This is a genomic window from Chryseobacterium ginsenosidimutans (genome assembly GCF_024807225.1).
Lineage (GTDB): Bacteria > Bacteroidota > Bacteroidia > Flavobacteriales > Weeksellaceae > Chryseobacterium > Chryseobacterium ginsenosidimutans.
The window spans coordinates 1,318,022-1,337,791 of record NZ_JANUCO010000001.1 but is presented as its reverse complement, the minus strand read 5'-3'; the positions used below and the strand labels follow the sequence as shown (position 1 = coordinate 1,337,791).

The following is a 19,770-nucleotide window of genomic DNA, read 5'->3' as shown; positions in this document are numbered from 1 at the left end:
TCTATAATTATCAAGTCAAATCTTAGTAATTCCACATATCATTTTCCATTTGAAGGATTTGCGCCTTAATTCTGTCGCTCTCATCAATCTGATCTTCAGAATCTCTTGGAATATAGTCTTTGATAACACCGTCTCCTAAACCTGTTGAAGATTTAAAGATTACAGAAGAGAATCTTCTAGCGTTGATCAAATCATCAAAAGATAAATCTGCAGATGTATTTTTTCTATTGTATACGTAGTTATTCGCTAAAACATCTCTCGCATTTGGATAATACACCCAGAAAAGATCAATTAAATCATTAGCTCCAGGTATAGGTAGATTATCAGGACCTAATCTACCAATCAATTTTGGATCTGGACCCATTGCAGCAATTCCTAACGGTCTGTACTTCAATTGTCCGTCTCTTTTATCGATAAACCACATACCGAAAACTTTTAAAACTTTAACTTTCTCAGTTGTAGTTTCATAAACGTCAGTAAGCTCTTTTTTCTCTTGCTCAGTTAATTGACGACCGCTGTTCAAAATATTGATCGCTTCGTCATCAACTCTTACGTCAACTAATCTTGCTTTGATCTGCTCAGGAGTAAGTCTTTGAACGAAATTTTCATCGTCATAAACTTCTTTGATATCTCCATTGAACGCCCCATCCAATAGTAATTTGTATAGAGATTTGGTTTCTGTAGCTAATAAACCATCAGGATTGTTATAATAGAATGGCTGATTGATCTTATCATTCATATCGATAACTTCCCAAACAAACATGCTTTTAAGGATATCTTTATCATCAACAAATCCGTATTCCAAAGGCTTAACTTTCTTGTCGATAATCGTATCTCCTACTTTCATTTTGTTCTCAGCTCTCATTTTTCTGAAGTCTTCCGGAGAAGAAGCATTCAGGATAGTTTGGGAAAACACGAACCCCGAAACTAATACTAAAAAACTGCTAATATATTTTTTCATAATTCTTTATTATTGAGTATTAATTAATACAGGTGAAATATTCGGAACCTGCATAGTTCCTAATCCTACAGCAGATGCTTTAATATCAAAGATATAAACAGGATCACCAGGTCTTAAACTTCTAAACATACCAGCCGCACCTTGTAAACTACTTCCTTGAATCTGCATTGAAGCTCTACCAGGTATTCTTACCATGAACGAAGTTACGTTAAACGATACCGGGAAGTCGAAGTCAGGAATTACAGCCTGTAGATTTTGATTCTCTACCGAACCTACTGGTAATGTCAACATGTTTTTACCTCTGATCTGTCCTTGTGGAGGTGGTACATTTTTAATTCTGTACTCAAATACCTGAGTAAGTGATTTACCATAAGGATCTGTTCCAGATAAAGTAATTTTTAATATACTTCCTGAACCAGGTTTTACATCCCATTTACCTGGTCCTGTACTCTTAACAGTCGCACCTGGAGCAGATAATGAAAGTTTTGCATTATCAGCACCTAAGATTGAACCAGTAACAGGATTATCAAGACCTCTGTACATTACATTCATTTTATCAGCAGAAAGTAATAATCCTTTTTGAAGTTTAACTTCTAGAGGACCTGCGATAACATTATATGTATGTGTGAACGGATAGTTTGTAACTTTACCTGTTGCATCTGCCAAAGCAATATTACCACTTAAAGTATGTTCTCCAATTCCACTTGTATTAAGTGCTGCATACCCTTTTCCGTTTTCTTGTCTGTTCACTCCTGACATCACAATTTTGTTACTGTTAGAATAATTTCCTAACATCACAACTGCTTCAGCAGGTTTACCAGTAACAACATCCACAGGCGCTGAAACAATCGCTTCATAGCTTGAGAATTTGATACTCGCATCTACTTTTTCCTGTAGCATTAAAGCCAAGGCATCAGATTGTACGTTTCTTGCATCATTCTGAATAATTTCTATATTAGAAATTGCTGCAATTAACGGCTGATGATAAAACTTGTTTTGAAACCAAGTTTTATTATTCGGAGACTGACCTTTAGCATATTCAGCAATCAAAGATTTGTTTGCTCTGTCTACCAAAGATTTTAACTGAGGATTATTACCAAAAGTTGTATTGATATAATTTCTTACATCATCCATTTTCGCTTTCAAATCCAACGCACCTTTTGACGGCGTATTTTCTTCTCCTTCTTTAAAGAAATATTTTGTTGTAGCCTCATTGTTGTTTAATGCTGAGAAATTCTCACTAACATCAACAAGTTTTTTTGTTACTGGGTCTATCTCAACAAATTCAGATTCTTTTTTCAACCCATCTTTAATTTTTTGGGCATGAGAAACCAAATCATTAATTTTTTGCTTTAATACTTGATATTGAGCCCACGGTTGTGAGTAAGTATCAGGCACTTGCTGAGCTTTAGCTTCTAAAGTTTTCTCAAAAATATCCTCGTTTCTTCTTTCTGTTAAAAATCGAGTTTCTTTTAATGAGATTGTTGAGTCATAATATGACCTGATGATTTCTGCATCAATATTTAGGGCCATCATAGCGATGAACACCAAATACATTAGGTTGATCATCTTCTGACGAGGTGTCTGTTTTCCTGCTGCCATTCTCTTTTCTTTGTTTTTTGATTAAGTAGTTAAATTTAGAAATGGTGTAGGAATTAAGACTTCATAGCAGTCAACATACCTCCGTAAACTCTGTTTAAGTTATTTAAGTTTGAAGTTAAACCTTGTAACTCCTGGTTGAATTTTTCTGAATGCTCAGCAGATTTCTGCATATCAGCAACATACTTGTTAGCATATTCTGATTGCTTTTTACCGTTCTCCAACTGCATATTATATAATGCATTCATACTTTCCATATGTTGAGCAGCTTTGTTTAATTGCTCATTATATTTATGAGTAGAAGCCGATACGTCAACAGTTTGGTTGATCTGGTCTACTGAATTAGAGAATTTATCGATACCTGTTCTTAATCTTTCGAATAATTGAACATCAAGTTTAGCATCTTGAAGCATTTTGTCTAGTTTAGTAGAAAGAGAATTTTCTAATTCTGCAAACTGAGCAGCAGCATTGTTTTTAGATGCATTTGAGTGTAATGGATTTGGGTTTGCATGCTTATCTAATAATTCAGGATAAACATTTTCCCAAGCGTAAGACTCTTCAGATTTTGGCGGGTCGAAAGCGAAGATAATGAAGATGATAGCTTCCGTGATAAGTCCCACTGTAAGAGCGATGTTACCGTTAATTGGTCCCAAAGTAATGTGAGTAATTTTAAGCCAAGCTCCAAGAATTACAATTGCAGCACCGAATGAATAGAAGAAATTCATCCAAGCATCTTTAGTCTTAAACATATAAGTTAGTTTTTTTTAATGTTAAATAAAATTGTTATTGAAAATAATGGTTTTATAATTATCTGTTAACTTTTCTTGGCTTAACAGCAGCTTCAGGAATATCCTGTACGGTTCTAAATCCGATATAGCTTCTCGCTGAATCTTTTCTTTCCCAATCTCTTGCACCCGTCATCAACATATATCCTACATCTTTCCAAGAACCACCTCTTACAGATCTTTTTGTATCGGCTATATCTTTAGTAGAAGGATTTAAAGTAGATGAGAACCCGTATGAAGAGTTGTTATAAGCAGATAATGTCCATTCAGAAACGTTTCCAGCCATATCAAATAACCCATAACCATTTTTCTTAAATTTCTTTACTGGAGCTGTATATGTATAAGTACCTTTCTTATCGTCTTCCATATAGTTACCTCTCTTCGGTTTGAAGTTTGCTAAGTAGCAACCTCTGTCATCCATTAAATAAGGACCTCCCCAAGGATAAGTAGCGTTTTGCATTCCACCTCTTGCAGCATATTCCCATTCAACTTCTGTAGGAAGTCTGAACTGCAATGGTCTTTGTTTTCTTCTTTTTAAACTTTCGTTGTAATCTGACTTCAATTTTGATCTGAAGTTACAGTAAGCTCTTGCCTGATCCCAAGTTACCCCAACAACAGGATAATCTTTGTAAGCTTTGTGCCAGAAATATTGTTCGAACAATGGTTCGTTGTAAGCAAAGTGGAAATCTTTTACCCAAACAGTTGTATCAGGATAAATGGCAATACTTTCGCTTCTAAGGTAGTTTACACCTCTTTCTTTTTCAGCTACAGCAGCATCCATATCTCCCCATCTGTATGTGTATTTAAGTTTACTAACATCCAGGATTCTTTCATTACCAATTCTAGAAGAAGCAGGTAAATACATTGATTCTAAAACCTCTGCGTATTCTACGTCAGGATATTTAGATGTATTCCAATGCAATGGAACTTTCCAATCAATTTTTTTAGTTGGATCGAAAGTAGCTTCATCTCCGCCACCTTGTCCTTCCAAGTACTCTTGATATGGTGTTAAATTTTCTTCTTTTTGGGCAAGGTATGTATAATCTCCGATTGCTGTACCCTTTCCTTTACCGTCACCACCTTCTCCGGCAGCTTCAGCAAGTAAAGTTCTAGCAATAGAATCTCTTACGTAATTGATAAATACCCTGTATTCTGCATTAGTAGTTTCTGCTTCATCAATGAAGAAAGAAGAAACAGTAACAGTTTTTGCTTGTGCTTTCTCAGGACTGTTTGTGAAATCCTGATCGGTAAGACCAGCCACAAAAGATCCTGCAGGAATTGCAACCATGCCGTATGGTCTTTCCGCAACAAATGATTTTGTTTTTTCTCTTGGTATCAACTCTCCTTTTGTTCCTGGTTTCCCCACAGAAGAAGTACCACCACCTGAACAAGATACCGACGCTACTGACGCAGACAATAATAAAAGAAATATCCTTTTCATGTTAATTTTTATAATTAAGCCGTAAATATATAATTTTTTTAAGAAACTTTTAAGATTTTTTTTGAAATAACGAAAGAAATCTAAATTTATTTTATTTACAAGTATTTTTTATTCGACAGTTACAGATTTCGCCAAGTTCCTCGGCTGATCTACATTAGCACCTCTGTATACAGCAATATAGTAAGCTAATAGCTGTAAAGGTACTGATGCCACGATCGGCGAGAAACACTCTGATGTTTCCGGAATTTCGATAACATAATCTGCCATCTCACTTACTTGTGTATCTCCTTTATTTACAACAGCAATAATTTTCCCTCTTCTTGCTTTAATTTCCTGAACGTTGCTAACAATCTTATCATAATGTCCTTTTCTTGGAGCAATGATAACAATAGGCATGTTTTCATCAATTAATGCAATAGGTCCGTGCTTCATTTCAGCAGCCGGATATCCTTCAGCATGAATATAAGAGATTTCTTTCAATTTCAATGCACCCTCAAGTGCTGCAGGATAATTATATCCTCTCCCTAAATATAGGAAATTTGTCGTAGTTACAAAATCTTTTGCGATATTTTGTACCAATTCGTGCGTAGAATTCAGAACTTCTTCTATTCTTTTAGGAATAGCGTCTAGTTCCGAAATTAAGCTCATAAATTCAGCATTTCCTAAATTACCGTTATGTTTACCTAGTTTAAAGGCAATTAAGGTAAGAATTGTAAGCTGTGCCGTGAAAGCTTTTGTAGAAGCCACGCCAATTTCAGGACCTGCGTGAGTATATGAACCTGCATCCGTAATTCTTGCGATAGAAGAATCTACAACATTACATATACCATATATAAATGCACCTTTTTCTTTTGCAAGCTTCAGAGCAGCCATTGTATCGGCAGTTTCTCCAGATTGAGAAATAGCAATAACGACATCTTTATCTGTAATAATAGGATTTCTATATCTAAATTCTGATGCATATTCTACCTCAACAGGAATTCTTGCATATTCTTCAATAAGATATTCACCGATCAACCCTGCATGCCAAGAAGTTCCGCAAGCGATAATGATGATTCTGTTGGCATTTTTGAATTTTTCAATGTGATCCCAAATCCCAGCCATTTTGATAACTCCTTCATCAACAATAAGTCTTCCTCTCATTGTATCATGAATAGATTTTGGCTGTTCAAAAATTTCTTTAAGCATAAAATGTTCGTAGCCTCCTTTTTCAATCTGCTCCAAACTCAACTTAAGTTCCTGAATTTCAGGTTCAATTTTCGAATTATCATTAATTGTTCTGATGTCTACTCCATTTTCCAATGAAATAGTAGCCATGTGACCTTCTTCCAAATAAATCGCCTCTTTTGTAAATTCAACAAAAGGAGAAGCATCAGATGCGATGAAATATTCTTTATCACCAATACCGATTGCTAAAGGAGAACCTAATCTTGCCACCACTAATACTCCAGGGTGATCCTCATGCATTACAGTAATAGCGTAAGCACCATAAACTTCATTCAGAGCGTATCTTACAGCCGTGGGGAAATCCGTTTCAGCCTTCAGATCCATAAAATACTGAATTAGATTCACTAAAACTTCAGTATCTGTCTCAGATTTAAATGTAAATCCTTTTTCAGAAAGCATTTTTTTAATCGTATCATAATTCTCAATAATACCATTATGAATAATTGCAATCTTATTATTATTAGACAAATGCGGGTGAGAATTTCTATCACTAGGCACACCGTGAGTTGCCCACCGTGTGTGTCCCATCCCGATTTTTGCCTTTCCTTTTAATTGACGAGAAATATTAACAAGATCTTCAACCTTACCTTTCGTTTTCTCAACTTCAAGTTTGTTGTTTCCATCTTCCAGAACAATTCCGGCACTGTCATATCCTCTATATTCCAGTCTTCTAAGACCATTGATTACTATATCGTAAGCGTCTTGAAAACCTGTATATCCTACAATTCCGCACATATCTTTATCAAGTGTTTTTTAAGTTTTTATTTTGTACCGTAGATTACTTTAAGCTGTACTCTGTTTACATTACCTGCTTCTGTTCCTACAAATACGGCTCTACTCGTGTTATAAGGAGTAGATGTAAATTTATATCCAGCTAATCCTGTTCCGTCAGTATTAGTTTGGAAAGAACCCATGTCAATTCTGAAATATAATAACTCTTTTTTATCATCATAAACAGAATTTGCAGTTAGCGGTTCTATAAGTTTTTTTATAGATTGTGTAACAACAAAATCGTAGTGGGCAGCATCTTTATCTAAATCATAAGATTTATAAATAGTATACCCATTTGCTCCGGCTAAGTTTAATACATCTGCTGTAAAGCCCATTAATGTTTTTGCTGGGTTAGGTTTATGATCTATATATTTTTGTAAGAAAGTAAATGCTGTAGGTTTAGCATATCCATTCTTCCAAGAAGGATCTGTGTAAATTCTAATTTTAGCGGTGATGATCGCAGCTTTATTATCTGCATAACGTTTTTTAAGTTCATCGATTGTAGCTTGAGGAATTTTTATCCCAATAGAAGGTCCTCCCATTCCTTGTGTAAATAATTTCTTATCTCCATTTGTCTTATCTCCAATTGTAGCACTTCCTAATGCAGACCCCGCTCTGGCATATTGGTATTGACCAATATGTGTATTTGCAGAACCTAAAGCAAATGTATACGTTGTTTGAGGTTTTGTTGCCGGTGTTACATCTGTCTTATCATATTTATAATACATAATAAGCTCCATGTCGTTTGGAGAGAACTGGAACAAATATCCGTCACTTTCGTCAACAGAAATTTTAAGTCCTTTAAAATATCTGATAAAGTTAGAAGCATCCTGAAGCTCAGGCTGATCTTTCTTTGCTATAATTTTATTCTGGAAAAAAGTTTTATCTAACGGAATTCTAATTCCCGGAGCAGTAGTTGTGAATAGTGCAGCTCCACCATCATCTTTTGTAATTGCTACAGAACTAATGCTACCTTTAAATTCTTTTGATCCTAAAACAGCACCTGGAGGAAATACCTGATTAGACTTCACACTGTCTGAAGGTCCTTTTAAGAAATCATTAACTTCATTAACTGTTATATGAAATGTCCTTTTTGCCTTACCAAATTTTAAAACCGGATAAGTATTCACTACTTTTTTAGCATTTACAGTTCCATCGGCATCTGTTGTATATGTAAAATTATCATCTACAGTATTAGTAGTAATAGAATCAGAAGCATAAGTTGGTTTCATAACCAATACAACAGAGTCTACAACAGCATTCGCTCCAAAATCAGGATCATAAGTTGATAATCTTAATTGTGTAAGATAAGATGCCTTCTGCATACCGAACTGATCTTCATCAAAAGCACCAAGCACACCATAAGTTAATTTACTTGCATCACTACGAATACTATCGTTATTATTAATATTATAGGCAGTAACATCAAAAGATACCTCATTTCCCTGTGCTGCTCCGTCTAAAAATAACTGTTCACCAAGCGTATCTGCATCCGGCTCACAATTATAAAGTAATGCACTTCCAAAAATCACCAAAGATAAAACGGTGATCGCTTTTTTAATAGTATGAATCATTAAAAACGTGTTTTTTAATAAAGTTGATTTATAGAATCTACGTCAAGATATTCTGATTTCTCAGTAGATGTTTCATTGAAAGCTTTATCCAAGTCTTCATCTAAGAATTCATCTCCTTTTACTACCATATTTACGTAGTTCATGCTTTCCATGACAAAAGTTTTAACCGTTGGATTATCTAACGCTTTTAATCCTGAAATATTATCAAACTTAAGTTTTTCGTTAATATTTTTTGCCAAAGGAGCGTCTTTTTCGTTGTATAGAGAAAGAACAATTTTAGCGTCTTTGAAATAAGTATCAGACTCGTAATAAGTTTTCAGATAAATTGGAACGAAAGAAGCCATCCATCCATTTAGGTGAATTACATCAGGAACCCAGTTTAGTTTCTTGATTGTTTCAATTACCCCTCTTGCAAAGAAGATTGCTCTTTCGTCGTTATCCTCGAAGGGTTGTCCTTCGTCATCAAAATAATATTGTTTTCTTTTGAAGTATTCTTCGTTGTCAATAAAGTAAACCTGAAGTCTTTCCCCAGGAAGAGATGCTACTTTAATAATAAGAGGTTGATCTAGATCATTAATAATAATATTCATTCCTGAAAGGCGAATTACCTCATGAAGCTGGAATTTTCTCTCACTAATTTGTCCAAATCTTGGCATAAAAACTCTTACATCATTGCCTTCATTGTGCATCTTAAGTGCCATTTTGTTTACCACTGCAGCCATATTGGTATCTTCCTGATATGGATACATTTCTGTAGTAATGTACAGTATTTTTTGATTCGGCATAAACTTCTATCTAATTTTTTGTAAAAATGCTTTAATGTGCAAAATTACAAAAAAACATCCAACATTAATTTAATTAACATTTTTTTACGATAATTCCCTTTTCCAAATTATCAAAACCACACCTAATTATATGATATTTTTAGTATTTTTGAAATACTATTAAAATAAACTATGGAAGTTTTAAAAAGTAAGAAAGTTCTTCAGGATTTCATTGAAAGACAGAAAGAAATGGGCAAAAAAATAGGTTTTGCACCTACAATGGGTGCTCTTCATAATGGGCATTTATCCCTGTATGAAAAGGCAAAAGAAGAAAATGATCTGGTAGTATCGTCAATTTTTGTTAATCCTACCCAATTTAACAATCCTGAGGATCTTAACAAATATCCGCGAGATATTAATAGAGATATTTTAATCCTTAAAAATTCAGGATTAGTAGATGCCGTTTATATTCCTGAAGTTACCGATATCTATCCCGAAAAAACTGAAAGCCAGAGCTATAATTTCGATGGTTTGGAAAATGAAATGGAAGGAAAATCGAGACCGGGACATTTTGATGGGGTCGGAACGGTTGTCGAAGAGCTTTTTAATCAGGTAAAACCAGATACCGCTTATTTTGGTGAAAAAGATTTCCAGCAATTAGCCATTATCAAGAAAATGGTTGAAAAGAAAAAACTTCCGGTTAAAATAATAGGCGTTTCTATTTACAGAGGTGAAAACGGATTGGCATTGAGCTCAAGAAATCAAAGATTACACGAAGACAGAAAAGAGGACTCAAAAGTTATCTATGAAACATTAAAAAAGGTGAATGAATGGTTCAGAGTAAAGCCAATTTCAGAAATTAAAGAAAAAGTACAGGATATTTTCGACCAGCAAAGAGGAATGCAATTGGAATATTTCTTAATTGCAGACGAAGACACTTTAAAAGAAACAGATTTTTTCTATAAAGGTAGAAGTTTCAGAGCATTTATTGTCGTGATTGTAGATGGAGTGAGATTAATTGACAATATGCATTTGGATTAATTTAAATATTTTAAATTATTTTTCAAGATAAAAATCAGTGTTGTTTAATTATTAAGCAGCACTTTTTTATTTAATGTAAAAGAGTTTTGTTTTGGAATTTAAATAACTGAATTATTAAAATTGAAAAATTAAGATGTATACAATAAAAAAATCGAAGGCTTCTTGAGAAAGCCTTCGAAACACCAAATCACAAAATATTAATATGAAAAAAATTTACTTTTCAGTAAACTTGTGACCCGGCTGGGATTCGAACCCAGGACCCATACATTAAAAGTGTATTGCTCTACCAGCTGAGCTACCGAGTCGGTCACTTATCGACGAAAAACATTTAAAAAAACGATTTCCATTTTTAAGAGCTGCAAAGATACACTATTTTTTTGTACCTGCAAAAATTTATTTTAAAAATTAAAGGCTTCTTGCGGAAGCCTTTAAAACACCAAATCACAAAATATTAATATGAAAAAAATTTACTTTTCAGTAAACTTGTGACCCGGCTGGGATTCGAACCCAGGACCCATACATTAAAAGTGTATTGCTCTACCAGCTGAGCTACCGAGTCGGTCACAATTATATGATAAATATAAAATTAAATTCTAATAAATCACATTAATTATTTCAATTTTTCTGCAGTGTGCCTGCGACTGGATTCGAACCAGCACATCCTTAGGAAACCACCCCCTCAAGATGGCGTGTCTACCAATTTCACCACGCAGGCAATAAATTACAAAATCTAGTAATTTTCTTGCTAGTGACCCGGCTGGGATTCGAACCCAGGACCCATACATTAAAAGTGTATTGCTCTACCAGCTGAGCTACCGAGTCGGTCACTTTATCAACGATTAACACTGTGATAATGTCCCTCGTTTTTAGTGGTGCAAAGATATGAGTTTTTTCTTTATCTCAAAACTTTTTCGCACATTTGTTTAAAAAAATTCATGATAATTTCACTAGTCGGATACATGGGAAGTGGCAAATCTCACATTTCCAAAATATTAAGCGAAAAAATCAATTTTAAATTAATTGACTTAGATAAAGAGATTTCTAAAAGAAATAAATTAACGATCCCGGAAATCTTCGAGAAAAAGGGGGAAATCTACTTTAGAAAGCTGGAAAGAGAGACTTTGGAAGAGCTCTTGGCAACACAGGAAAACTTGGTTTTAAGCCTTGGTGGGGGAACTCCGGTTTATTATAATAATATGGAAATCATCAACCACAACTCAAAAAGTATTTTTTTGAGGGCTTCAATTGCGACTTTAGCCGAAAGAATTTCGAAACAAAAAGAAAAAAGACCTTTGATTGCGAACATTTCCGAAGAGGATCTTCCTGAATTTATTGCAAAACATTTATTCGAAAGGAATGAATATTACAGCAAAGCACAATTTATTGTAAGTACGGATGCGAAAGAACCTGAAAAAATTGTCGACGAAATAATAGAAAAGCTCTATCTCTAGAGCTTTTTATTTTTCAAATTAATCTTTGTTTTCAGAATCATCGCCTGTTTCGCCAAAGAAATCATCCCAATCTGTAAAATCTGATGCCACATCGTTCTCATTTTCTACATAATCATCCATATCTCTTCGGTCTCTCTTGGTTGGCCTACCCTCTCCTTTGATTCTGTAATAATCCTGTGATGCTTTTCTCATTTTGAGGATTTCATACTGCTCTTTATCCGTCACATCTTTTATGTGAAGCGGTACAAGTTTGGCTCCCATCCTGCTTTTAGGGATCTGAATCACTTTAATTTTATAATCAATCTGATTTTTACGGATCTTAATTACATCTCCTTCTTTTACCTCTTTAGAAGACTTCACAACCGATGTACCGATAGAAACTCTGTTCTTTTTAATCTCCTCAGTAGCAATGGTTCTGGTCTTATAAAAACGAATACTCCATAAAAATTTATCTATTCTCATAATTTTTTATACTTTTGTCGTTATATTATTTGTAAAGTAATTAAAGTTTTTGAAATGAAAAAAATATTTTTATATATCCTTGCAGGATCTTTATGTTTTTCTGCTTGTAAAAAGGATGATGATGAAGTGGCAACTTTTACAGAGCCGGATGATATCGCAACAAGAAATTCATATGATGAACAGGCGATTCAGAAGTTCATGGATGATAATTATCTGGATACTCAAGGAAATATAAAAGCATTCAGTTCAACAGATACTACTGACGATAATTACAAAAAATTATCTGAACTTAATCCTGTAAAACTTCCGTCTGGTGTTATTTATATTGTGAGAGACGGAGCACAGCCTTCTCCCGGTAAAACAATTGAATCTAACAGTCAGATAAGAACAATGATCAAAGCCAACTATTATCTTGCAACGAACAGTGATGGTATCGCTTTTAATCCAGCTTATACAGGATCTCTTCTTAATACAGTTGATGGTTCAGGATCTCCTGTTACGGATCCATCATTTTATTATGTTAAAAAATCTGTTTTAACAGATGCAACAACAGATGCAGCAAAACTAAGAAGTTACTACGAAATTGAAGGTCTTCAAGAAGGTTTAAAGTATTTTAAAGCATATGATAATAAACCTGATGGTGATACTTACAACTTACAAGGGGTAATTCTTGTCCCTTCAAAAGCAGCTTTTGCCAGAGACCCACATTATAATTACACTGGATATACTCTTCAAAACAGATGTTTTGTATTTAATTTTGAAGTTTATAATGCACAAACAAGACCTACCAATCAGGAATAAAAAATTAATGTCCCGTCCTAAAAATCCGATACAGATTATAGGTCAAAAATAATTAATTAAACCAAAGCAACAACGTTTTTGCTTTGGTTTTTTGTTTTATAGGTTTTCATTTGCAATGTTTGTTGTTGGTGCATTTGGTTTGGAGTTAGGTAATGGTTTGAAAAGTGAGGACGCAATTCATTGTAAATCTCTATTGATTCATCTACTATTTTTCTTCTCAACGGTGTTTTAAGATCATATTTATCAATATCAAATTCTTGTTTTAAAATACCGTTTATCCTTTCTGCTACGGCATTCTCATAAGGATCTGAGTTTTGCGTCATACTGCATTTGATGTCGTTTCTTTCCAATATTTTTTGGTATTCGTTCGAGCAATATTGTAGACCACGGTCAGAATGGTGTATCAGCGATTCTACATTCACTTTTTTATTTTTCAAAGCTTTCTTTAAAGCAATCAAACTACTTTCTGTATTCAAATTGTCTGCAACGTGATGTCCTACGATTTTCTTGGAATAAGCATCTGTTATCAGACTTAAATAACTGGGATTTGCCCTGTTTCCAATATAGGTAATGTCTGCAACCCAAACTTGATTCGGTTTGGTGATCTGATAATCCAATATCATGTTTTTATGCTTTCTGAAGCGATGATGCGAATTTGTCGTGACGTGATAACTTCTCTTGGGAATAATCAGTAAATGATTGGCTCGCAAAATGTCAAAGAATTTATCTCTGCCAATATTCAATAATTTCAGAGGTTCTTTTAACATAAAATACAATTTCTTACCACCAATTTTTGGCTGCATTATACGCTTTTCCTTCACCAAGGCGACTACCTGCTGAGCTTTGCTAATGCGCACGGTGCTTCGTTTTAAACTTCGATAATAGACTTGTCTATCCAATCCGGACAATCCGCAGGTGAAAACTAAAGTTTCTTTTTCTGTTCTGCGGAAGTTGCTGATTGTGCGGATGCGGAGTTTTTTCGTATATCAATCTGATATTCACTCTCCGCAAGATCGATCATCATATCGAAGAAAATTGCTTTTTTATCGGCAATGTAGGCTTGGCTTTCCAGGAGTGCTTTTTGTTTTTCGAGCACTTTTACTTCAGCCTCCAATTCCATAATTCTTTGTTCAGGAGTTTTTTGCATAGAATCCGGTGTTTGATTGTCCCAATCAAAGTTACCATATTTTCTGAGCCAATTTAAAATAGTAGAACGAGATTGTATCGCATATTTCTTACGACATTCGGTAATTCCCAACTTACCAGACTCAATTTCTTTTACAATCTGAAGTTTCAAACTCAAACTGTAATCTTTTTGTGTGCGCTTTAAATAAAGCGTTTCTAAATGTTCTTTCATAACGATTCTTTTTTTTGTATCGCTATTTCAGGACTAGACATAAGATAAATAAAAAAAGCGCTTCAAAACGAAGCGCTTTTTTATGCTTAAAATTTAAGATCTCGATTTCTGTTTCACATTCCCCAAAATATCCGGGAAGTAAAGATCTGCCAAATGATCAAATTCGTCACCTCTCATAAACATAGTAGCATCTACTTCTTCATAAGAACTTCTTCCGGCTGCGGCAATTAGTTCATTACAAGTGTGTAGCGTGTTTTTATGAAAATGATACACTCTTTCTGCTTTATCTGTAACATCAAGCCCTTTGATCAACATTTTATCTTGTGTGGCAACTCCGGTCGGGCATTTGTTATTGTTACATCTCAACGCCTGAATACAGCCTAAAGAAAACATAAACCCTCTCGCATTGTTACACATATCGGCACCCATTGCAACTGCTCTCAAAATATCCAGACTTGTTAAGACTTTTCCGCTGGCAATGACTCTTAACTTATCTCTTACATTATAATTATTCAATGTTTTGTTAACAAAAATCAGAGCCGGTTCCAAAGGCATCCCTACTCCATCTGAAAACTCAGGTGGTGCAGCTCCGGTTCCTCCTTCTGCTCCGTCGATGGTGATAAAATCAGGATAAATTTTTAAGACGTTCATCTGAACACAGATATCTTCAAACTCTTTGGTATCACCGATACACAATTTAAATCCAACCGGTTTTCCGCCCGAAAGTTCTCTCAATTGCTGAACAAATCTCAACAGTCCTGCTGCACTGGAAAAAGAAGAATGTGACGGCGGAGAAATAATTGTAATTCCCGGTGTGACGTGACGGATTTTTGCAATTTCAGGGGTATTTTTTACGCCTGGCAAAACTCCTCCGTGACCTGGTTTTGCGCCTTGAGATAATTTAATTTCAATCATTTTTACATTCGGAAGATTGGAATATTTTGTAAATAATTCAGCATTAAATTTCCCTTCGTTATCTCTGCAACCAAAATATCCTGTCCCGATTTGCCAGCAAAGATCACCACCTTCCAAATGATGCGGAGAAATACCTCCTTCACCTGTATTATGGTAGAAATTACCTTTTTTTGCCCCTCTGTTTAAGGAAATCTGAGCTCTGTCGCTTAATGCACCAAAACTCATCGCTGAAATATTAAATAATGAAGCATGATAAGGCTGCGTACATTGTTCGCCTCCTACCCAGACTCTCGGCAGTTCTTCTGAAGGAGATTTAGCATAAATCGAATGCTTGATTCCTTCATATTTTCTATGATTCACTTCCAACTGAGTTCCAAAAGGAACTGTATCACTCAGGTTTTTTGCACGTCTGTAGACTGCAGAACGCTGATTTCTTGGAAATGGTTTTCCATCTGTTTCCCTTTCGATGAAATATTGCTGCATTTCGGGCGAAATACTTTCAAAAAAGTATCTGAAATACCCAACAACAGGAAAATTTCTTAAAATAGCGTGTTTCGACTGGTAGGCGTTGTAAACGCCCAATGCATAGAAGGCAGACAACGAAATCGGTATCCAATAATCTGCTCTAATTAGTAATGCTATAGTCCAAGCGACAATTACCACCACAATTCCCCAAGATAAAAATTTATCTCTCATATCATTTTGAATTTTCTCAAAGTTAAAAAAATACAGGAGACTTTCCCACATTCCAGTCATTAAAAACGATGAATTTCCGGTCATTTTTGATTTTTACTTTATCAAATGAGAGTAGAAATTCTGTATCTTTCAACCAAACTATTAAAATCATGCCACCACAAAAAAACAAAGTAAATTATCCAAAATATAAGCAACTTTTCACATTTCAGCGTTTATTAATCATAATTCCTTTCGCGTTTTTTTCGATCAATAATTTTGCTCAAAATTTAATTCGATATGATGTAAGTGAAAATATTTCCATTAAAATTCCGGATAACTTTAACGTAGAAGATACATTACAGCAAAATGTCGTAAAGGCGTTTGTCGGAGATGATATTATCATGATTATTAAACCTAAAAAGGGAATTTCATATGATATGGAAAGCGAAGAAGATTTAATTAAATTTTATAACGGTTTCCAAAAAGGAATGTTAGAAAAAACTAAAGGAAAAATAATCGATAAAAAAATCACAGAAATTAATGGCTTAAAATTCTTGCAGGCAAGTTTTAATACAACCATCAGTGGTGAACCTAAAATATGGGATAATTTTACTGTCCTTTTAAATAATTATCCCCATTCATTCATATTTATCAGATCAAATGAAACAGATAAAAATTTCACCGATCTGGAACAGAAAATAATATCATCCATAAAATTCGGCAAAGGAATAACTCTTCAAAATCAATTTAATAATGATGAAGTAAAATTAACTGCTTATAAAACAGGTGAAGTTATTGGTCGATTATTGGTTTATGCCTTAATTATTGGGATTATTATATTCTTTATTAGAAAAAGCAGAAAGAAATAAATGATTTTCTATTAAATCTTTTCTAAAAAGCTTTCAAAAGAATTCATCACAGAAACCGTTCCGTCGGCTTCAATTCTTTCTAATTTCAAGAATTCGATCTGGTTTACAGACGATGGGTCAAAATCTTTTTGCACTCTCACATAATTTTCTGTGAAGCCGTACATTTTGCCGTCTTTATTTTCGTGCTCCCAAAGAACAGGAAGTGTCTTTCCCAGTTGGGTTTGATAAAATGCCATTTTCTTCTTTTCAGAAAGAATTCTAAGCATTTTGTTGCGTTTTTTTCTTTCAGGAATTGGCACAACGCCTTCCATTCCTACAGCTTCCGTATTTTCTCTTTCAGAATATGTGAAAACGTGCAGATAAGTGATAGGAAGATCATTCAAGAAATTATACGTTTCCATGAATAACTCTTCAGTTTCTCCCGGAAAACCAACGATTACATCAACACCAATTGCCGCATCGGGCATTACCTCACGGATTTTATTGACTCTGTCGTTGTATAATTTCGTAAGATAACGACGCTTCATTTTTTTCAATAAATCATCGCTTCCTGATTGCAACGGAATATGAAAATGCGGAACAAAACTCTTGCTTTTAGAAACCAGTTCGATGCTTTCATCCTTCAAAAGATTGGGTTCGATAGAAGAAATACGTATTCTTTCGATTCCTTCCACCTGATCAAGCTCTGAAATTAGGTCTAAAAAAGTATGTTCGTGTCGTTTGTTTCCGAATTCGCCTTTACCGTAATCACCGATGTTTACACCCGTTAAAACAATTTCTTTGATGTCTCTTCCGGCAATTTCTTTGGCGTTATTAATGACATTTTCGATGGTATCGGAACGCGAAATCCCTCTTGCTAAAGGAATCGTACAGTACGTACATTTGTAATCGCAACCATCCTGAACTTTCAGAAAAGCTCTGGTTCTGTCGCCGATCGAGTAACTTCCAATAAAGAAATCAGTTTCTTCAATTTCACAAGAATGAACGATACCCTCATTATCAGATTTCTCCAAATCATCAAGATAACTTAAAATATTGAATTTTTCTTTGGCTCCAAGAACCAAATCAACGCCTTCAATCTGTGAAATTTCTTCAGGTTTCAACTGTGCGTAACATCCGACAATTACCACCAAACCTTCAGGATTGGCTTTCATGGCTCTTTTTACGTGAAGTTTGCACTCACGGTCGGCGTTTTCAGTTACCGAACACGTATTGATAACGTAAATATTTGCACTTTCATCAAAACCCACCTTGTCGTACCCTGCATCTGTCAATTGACGGGCAATGGTAGATGTTTCCGCAAAATTTAATTTGCAGCCAAGGGTGTGAAATGCGGCAGTTCTGTGAAAGTGAGACATTTATTTTCCTGAATTTTGTGGGTGCAAAGATAATCAATTTAATATGAATTTTAAATTGATTTGGTCTATAGTTTATAATCGTCTCTGACATCAGGACTATTTGCAAAACAAACAGAAGATAAATTTTGAATCTCTGTCTCATCACTTTTTTGTAAATCTCTGATACACTGCTCTCTTATCTCCCAAATTTCATCCAAACTGTAAGAAACATTTTCATCAGAAATCCAATCTTCCAGAAAACGTTTATGAAACAAAACTTTTTCGGTCATAATTTCATTGTATTCTATCTCCTTTTCAACCAGTAATTTATTTTTAAATTGTGAATATTCCGAATTGGGTTTTGTAAAATCAAAGTATTCGTCATTAATTTTGAGATAATTGTGAGCTTCAGGTATATAATTTAAACTAAACTTGTCTAAAGTATTTTTAATTTTAAAAGTATATTCCGCATCCATTTTAAAAATTCCAAGAATTAATATCACATCCGACTGATGATTTTCAAGTGCCAATTTTCTCAGTGTTGCATGTTTTGTGCTGCAAGTACCACCCAAATCATCAAAAATACATTTGATATTATTTTTATCAGCATTCCTTTTATATGGCAATTCTGTAACAAATTTGCAGGCAGTATGAAAATCTGAAATATTTCTATTTAAAAATTCCTCAGAAATAACTCCTTTGTTTTTATGTACGGTGAAATTCTTCATTTTTCAGAGAATTGATTTTTCATTTCAGAATTAAATTCCTGCGATGCATTTCTTGCAATGGAAAGCGTTTTCCAATCATCATTTTTCATCATTTTTGCAAGATAAACGATCTGACCGATATGATAAGGGTAATGTGCCAATTGACGAAAAACAGCATCTATCACCAACTGTGGTTCATTTCTGATATAAAGTGTAGAATATAAATTATCCTCATTGACTTGATTTAAAGCATCAAATAAACACTTCCAGCCTTCTTCCCAATAATCTAAAACTTCTTTTTTGGTGGTAAAAGTATTAATAAACTCTTCGTCACGATTGCGCCAGCTTTTTTCGCCGTCTTCCGTTAAAAAATTAGTCCATCGCGACAGCATATTTCCTGCAATATGTTTTACAATAATCGCTATGGAATTACTTTCTTCATTGTATTTCCAAAAGATCTGCTCCTCAGAAAGCTGTTCAAAAGTTTTGTCACCAAGAGATTTGTAATACTCAAAACGTTTTATAAATAAGTCTTTCATACTGGCAATTTAATATTTTAATAAAAACCAATTTACTATTTTTCGCGTATATAAATGTAAATTGCAGCCTATGAATTGTAAGATTAGCCATTTTATGCAGGATTTGAATTCCTTAAACATTGAGCATCTTGAAAAATGGTTTACTGATGAAACTGTAATCTGGATTCCGCCCGCCAAAGAAATTTCCGGGAAGACAAGAATCTTAGCATTATTCAGAGCTATTTTCAGACGTTATGAAAAGATCGAATGGCGTGTTTCTGAGATCTTTGCTTTAGGAAATGATAAGTATTTTTATCAAACCAATTCTTTAGGAAACATGAACGGAAAAGGAACTTATGAAAATGAAATCTGCACCATCATTCATTTTTCGGAAAGTGGAAAAATAGTATACCTTTCTGATTATTTTAAAGATACAAGATCCTTCAACTAAAAAACCATCTCTTTCAAGATGGTTTTATTATGTATTAAAATTATTTTTATTCTCTGTTTTTCAC

19 protein-coding genes and 4 tRNA genes are annotated in these 19,770 nt (G+C 34.3%); 5 read left to right on the top strand and 18 right to left on the bottom strand.

What is annotated here, in order from left to right; genetic code table 11:
- Window positions 1-22: 22 nt before the first annotated feature.
- From porN to J3D55_RS06515, 7 genes are all read right to left on the bottom strand, one after another.
- Window positions 23-961, bottom strand: coding sequence for a type IX secretion system ring subunit PorN/GldN (gene porN, locus J3D55_RS06545; RefSeq protein WP_259129380.1), 939 nt, complete (start codon window positions 959-961; stop codon window positions 23-25).
- A 9-nt stretch (window positions 962-970) separates the two neighbouring features.
- Window positions 971-2,563, bottom strand: coding sequence for a type IX secretion system motor protein PorM/GldM (gene porM, locus J3D55_RS06540; RefSeq protein ID WP_259129379.1), 1,593 nt, complete (start codon window positions 2,561-2,563; stop codon window positions 971-973).
- Between the two features lie 53 nt (window positions 2,564-2,616).
- On the bottom strand, window positions 2,617-3,309 hold the full coding sequence (gene porL, locus J3D55_RS06535) for a type IX secretion system motor protein PorL/GldL (protein ID WP_259129378.1): 693 nt from the start codon (window positions 3,307-3,309) through the stop codon (window positions 2,617-2,619).
- Between the two features lie 58 nt (window positions 3,310-3,367).
- Window positions 3,368-4,786: a T9SS ring complex lipoprotein PorK/GldK gene (gene porK, locus J3D55_RS06530; protein ID WP_259129377.1), complete on the bottom strand. Its 1,419-nt coding sequence runs from the start codon at window positions 4,784-4,786 to the stop codon at window positions 3,368-3,370.
- 108 nt (window positions 4,787-4,894) lie between these two features.
- Window positions 4,895-6,748, bottom strand: coding sequence for a glutamine--fructose-6-phosphate transaminase (isomerizing) (gene glmS, locus J3D55_RS06525; protein WP_259129376.1), 1,854 nt, complete (start codon window positions 6,746-6,748; stop codon window positions 4,895-4,897).
- A 26-nt stretch (window positions 6,749-6,774) separates the two neighbouring features.
- Window positions 6,775-8,358: a DUF4270 family protein gene (locus J3D55_RS06520; RefSeq protein WP_259129375.1), complete on the bottom strand. Its 1,584-nt coding sequence runs from the start codon at window positions 8,356-8,358 to the stop codon at window positions 6,775-6,777.
- Window positions 8,359-8,372: 14 nt separating this feature from the next.
- Entirely contained in the window at window positions 8,373-9,143 is a 771-nt protein-coding gene (locus J3D55_RS06515; RefSeq protein ID WP_259129374.1) for a glycogen/starch synthase, read from the bottom strand.
- 171 nt (window positions 9,144-9,314) lie between these two features.
- On the opposite strand from J3D55_RS06515, the gene panC reads away from it, so the two are divergent.
- Window positions 9,315-10,163: a pantoate--beta-alanine ligase gene (gene panC, locus J3D55_RS06510; RefSeq protein WP_259129373.1), complete on the top strand. Its 849-nt coding sequence runs from the start codon at window positions 9,315-9,317 to the stop codon at window positions 10,161-10,163.
- Window positions 10,164-10,395: 232 nt separating this feature from the next.
- On the opposite strand, the gene J3D55_RS06505 is transcribed toward panC, so the two are convergent.
- The 4 genes from J3D55_RS06505 to J3D55_RS06490 form a co-directional block, all read right to left on the bottom strand.
- A tRNA-Lys gene (locus J3D55_RS06505) sits at window positions 10,396-10,468 on the bottom strand.
- 181 nt (window positions 10,469-10,649) lie between these two features.
- Window positions 10,650-10,722, bottom strand: a tRNA-Lys gene (locus J3D55_RS06500).
- 73 nt (window positions 10,723-10,795) lie between these two features.
- A tRNA-Leu gene (locus J3D55_RS06495) sits at window positions 10,796-10,878 on the bottom strand.
- A gap of 34 nt (window positions 10,879-10,912) precedes the next feature.
- A tRNA-Lys gene (locus tag J3D55_RS06490) sits at window positions 10,913-10,985 on the bottom strand.
- 113 nt (window positions 10,986-11,098) lie between these two features.
- On the opposite strand from J3D55_RS06490, the gene J3D55_RS06485 reads away from it, so the two are divergent.
- On the top strand, window positions 11,099-11,614 hold the full coding sequence (locus J3D55_RS06485) for a shikimate kinase (RefSeq protein WP_259129372.1): 516 nt from the start codon (window positions 11,099-11,101) through the stop codon (window positions 11,612-11,614).
- Window positions 11,615-11,632: 18 nt separating this feature from the next.
- Here the strand turns inward: J3D55_RS06485 and J3D55_RS06480 are convergent, their stop codons facing one another.
- A complete protein-coding gene (locus J3D55_RS06480) occupies window positions 11,633-12,076 on the bottom strand; it encodes an RNA-binding S4 domain-containing protein (RefSeq protein ID WP_259129371.1) in 444 nt (147 codons plus the stop codon).
- A gap of 54 nt (window positions 12,077-12,130) precedes the next feature.
- Here J3D55_RS06480 and J3D55_RS06475 point away from each other — a divergent pair, with 54 nt between their 5' ends.
- Window positions 12,131-12,877, top strand: a complete 747-nt coding sequence (locus J3D55_RS06475; RefSeq protein WP_259129369.1) for a hypothetical protein — start codon at window positions 12,131-12,133, stop codon at window positions 12,875-12,877.
- Between the two features lie 56 nt (window positions 12,878-12,933).
- Here J3D55_RS06475 and J3D55_RS06470 read toward each other — a convergent pair whose 3' ends face one another.
- The 3 genes from J3D55_RS06470 to J3D55_RS06460 form a co-directional block, all read right to left on the bottom strand.
- The gene (locus J3D55_RS06470; protein WP_259128545.1) at window positions 12,934-13,776 is read right to left on the bottom strand and encodes an IS3 family transposase; all 843 of its coding nucleotides are present in this window, start codon (window positions 13,774-13,776) and stop codon (window positions 12,934-12,936) included.
- 23 nt (window positions 13,777-13,799) lie between these two features.
- The gene (locus J3D55_RS06465; protein ID WP_259128546.1) at window positions 13,800-14,234 is read right to left on the bottom strand and encodes an IS630 transposase-related protein; all 435 of its coding nucleotides are present in this window, start codon (window positions 14,232-14,234) and stop codon (window positions 13,800-13,802) included.
- Between the two features lie 93 nt (window positions 14,235-14,327).
- Entirely contained in the window at window positions 14,328-15,845 is a 1,518-nt protein-coding gene (locus J3D55_RS06460; protein WP_259129365.1) for an FMN-binding glutamate synthase family protein, read from the bottom strand.
- A 149-nt stretch (window positions 15,846-15,994) separates the two neighbouring features.
- On the opposite strand from J3D55_RS06460, the gene J3D55_RS06455 reads away from it, so the two are divergent.
- Complete coding sequence (locus tag J3D55_RS06455; RefSeq protein ID WP_259129363.1) at window positions 15,995-16,693, top strand: hypothetical protein; 699 nt, start codon at window positions 15,995-15,997, stop codon at window positions 16,691-16,693.
- Between the two features lie 11 nt (window positions 16,694-16,704).
- On the opposite strand, the gene mtaB is transcribed toward J3D55_RS06455, so the two are convergent.
- From mtaB to J3D55_RS06440, 3 genes are all read right to left on the bottom strand, one after another.
- Window positions 16,705-18,051 (bottom strand): tRNA (N(6)-L-threonylcarbamoyladenosine(37)-C(2))-methylthiotransferase MtaB, encoded by a 1,347-nt coding sequence (mtaB, locus tag J3D55_RS06450; RefSeq protein ID WP_259129362.1) that lies wholly within the window; start codon window positions 18,049-18,051, stop codon window positions 16,705-16,707.
- Between the two features lie 65 nt (window positions 18,052-18,116).
- The gene (locus tag J3D55_RS06445) at window positions 18,117-18,758 is read right to left on the bottom strand and encodes a hypothetical protein (protein WP_259129360.1); all 642 of its coding nucleotides are present in this window, start codon (window positions 18,756-18,758) and stop codon (window positions 18,117-18,119) included.
- On the bottom strand, window positions 18,755-19,276 hold the full coding sequence (locus J3D55_RS06440) for a DUF1572 family protein (RefSeq protein ID WP_259129359.1): 522 nt from the start codon (window positions 19,274-19,276) through the stop codon (window positions 18,755-18,757). The genes J3D55_RS06445 and J3D55_RS06440 overlap by 4 nt, the downstream gene beginning before the upstream one ends.
- 70 nt (window positions 19,277-19,346) lie before the next feature.
- Between J3D55_RS06440 and J3D55_RS06435 the strand changes: the two genes are divergently transcribed.
- Window positions 19,347-19,706 carry a nuclear transport factor 2 family protein gene (locus J3D55_RS06435; RefSeq protein ID WP_259129358.1) on the top strand — a complete coding sequence of 120 codons (360 nt, stop codon included), beginning with the start codon at window positions 19,347-19,349 and terminating at the stop codon, window positions 19,704-19,706.
- Window positions 19,707-19,770: the final 64 nt, after the last annotated feature.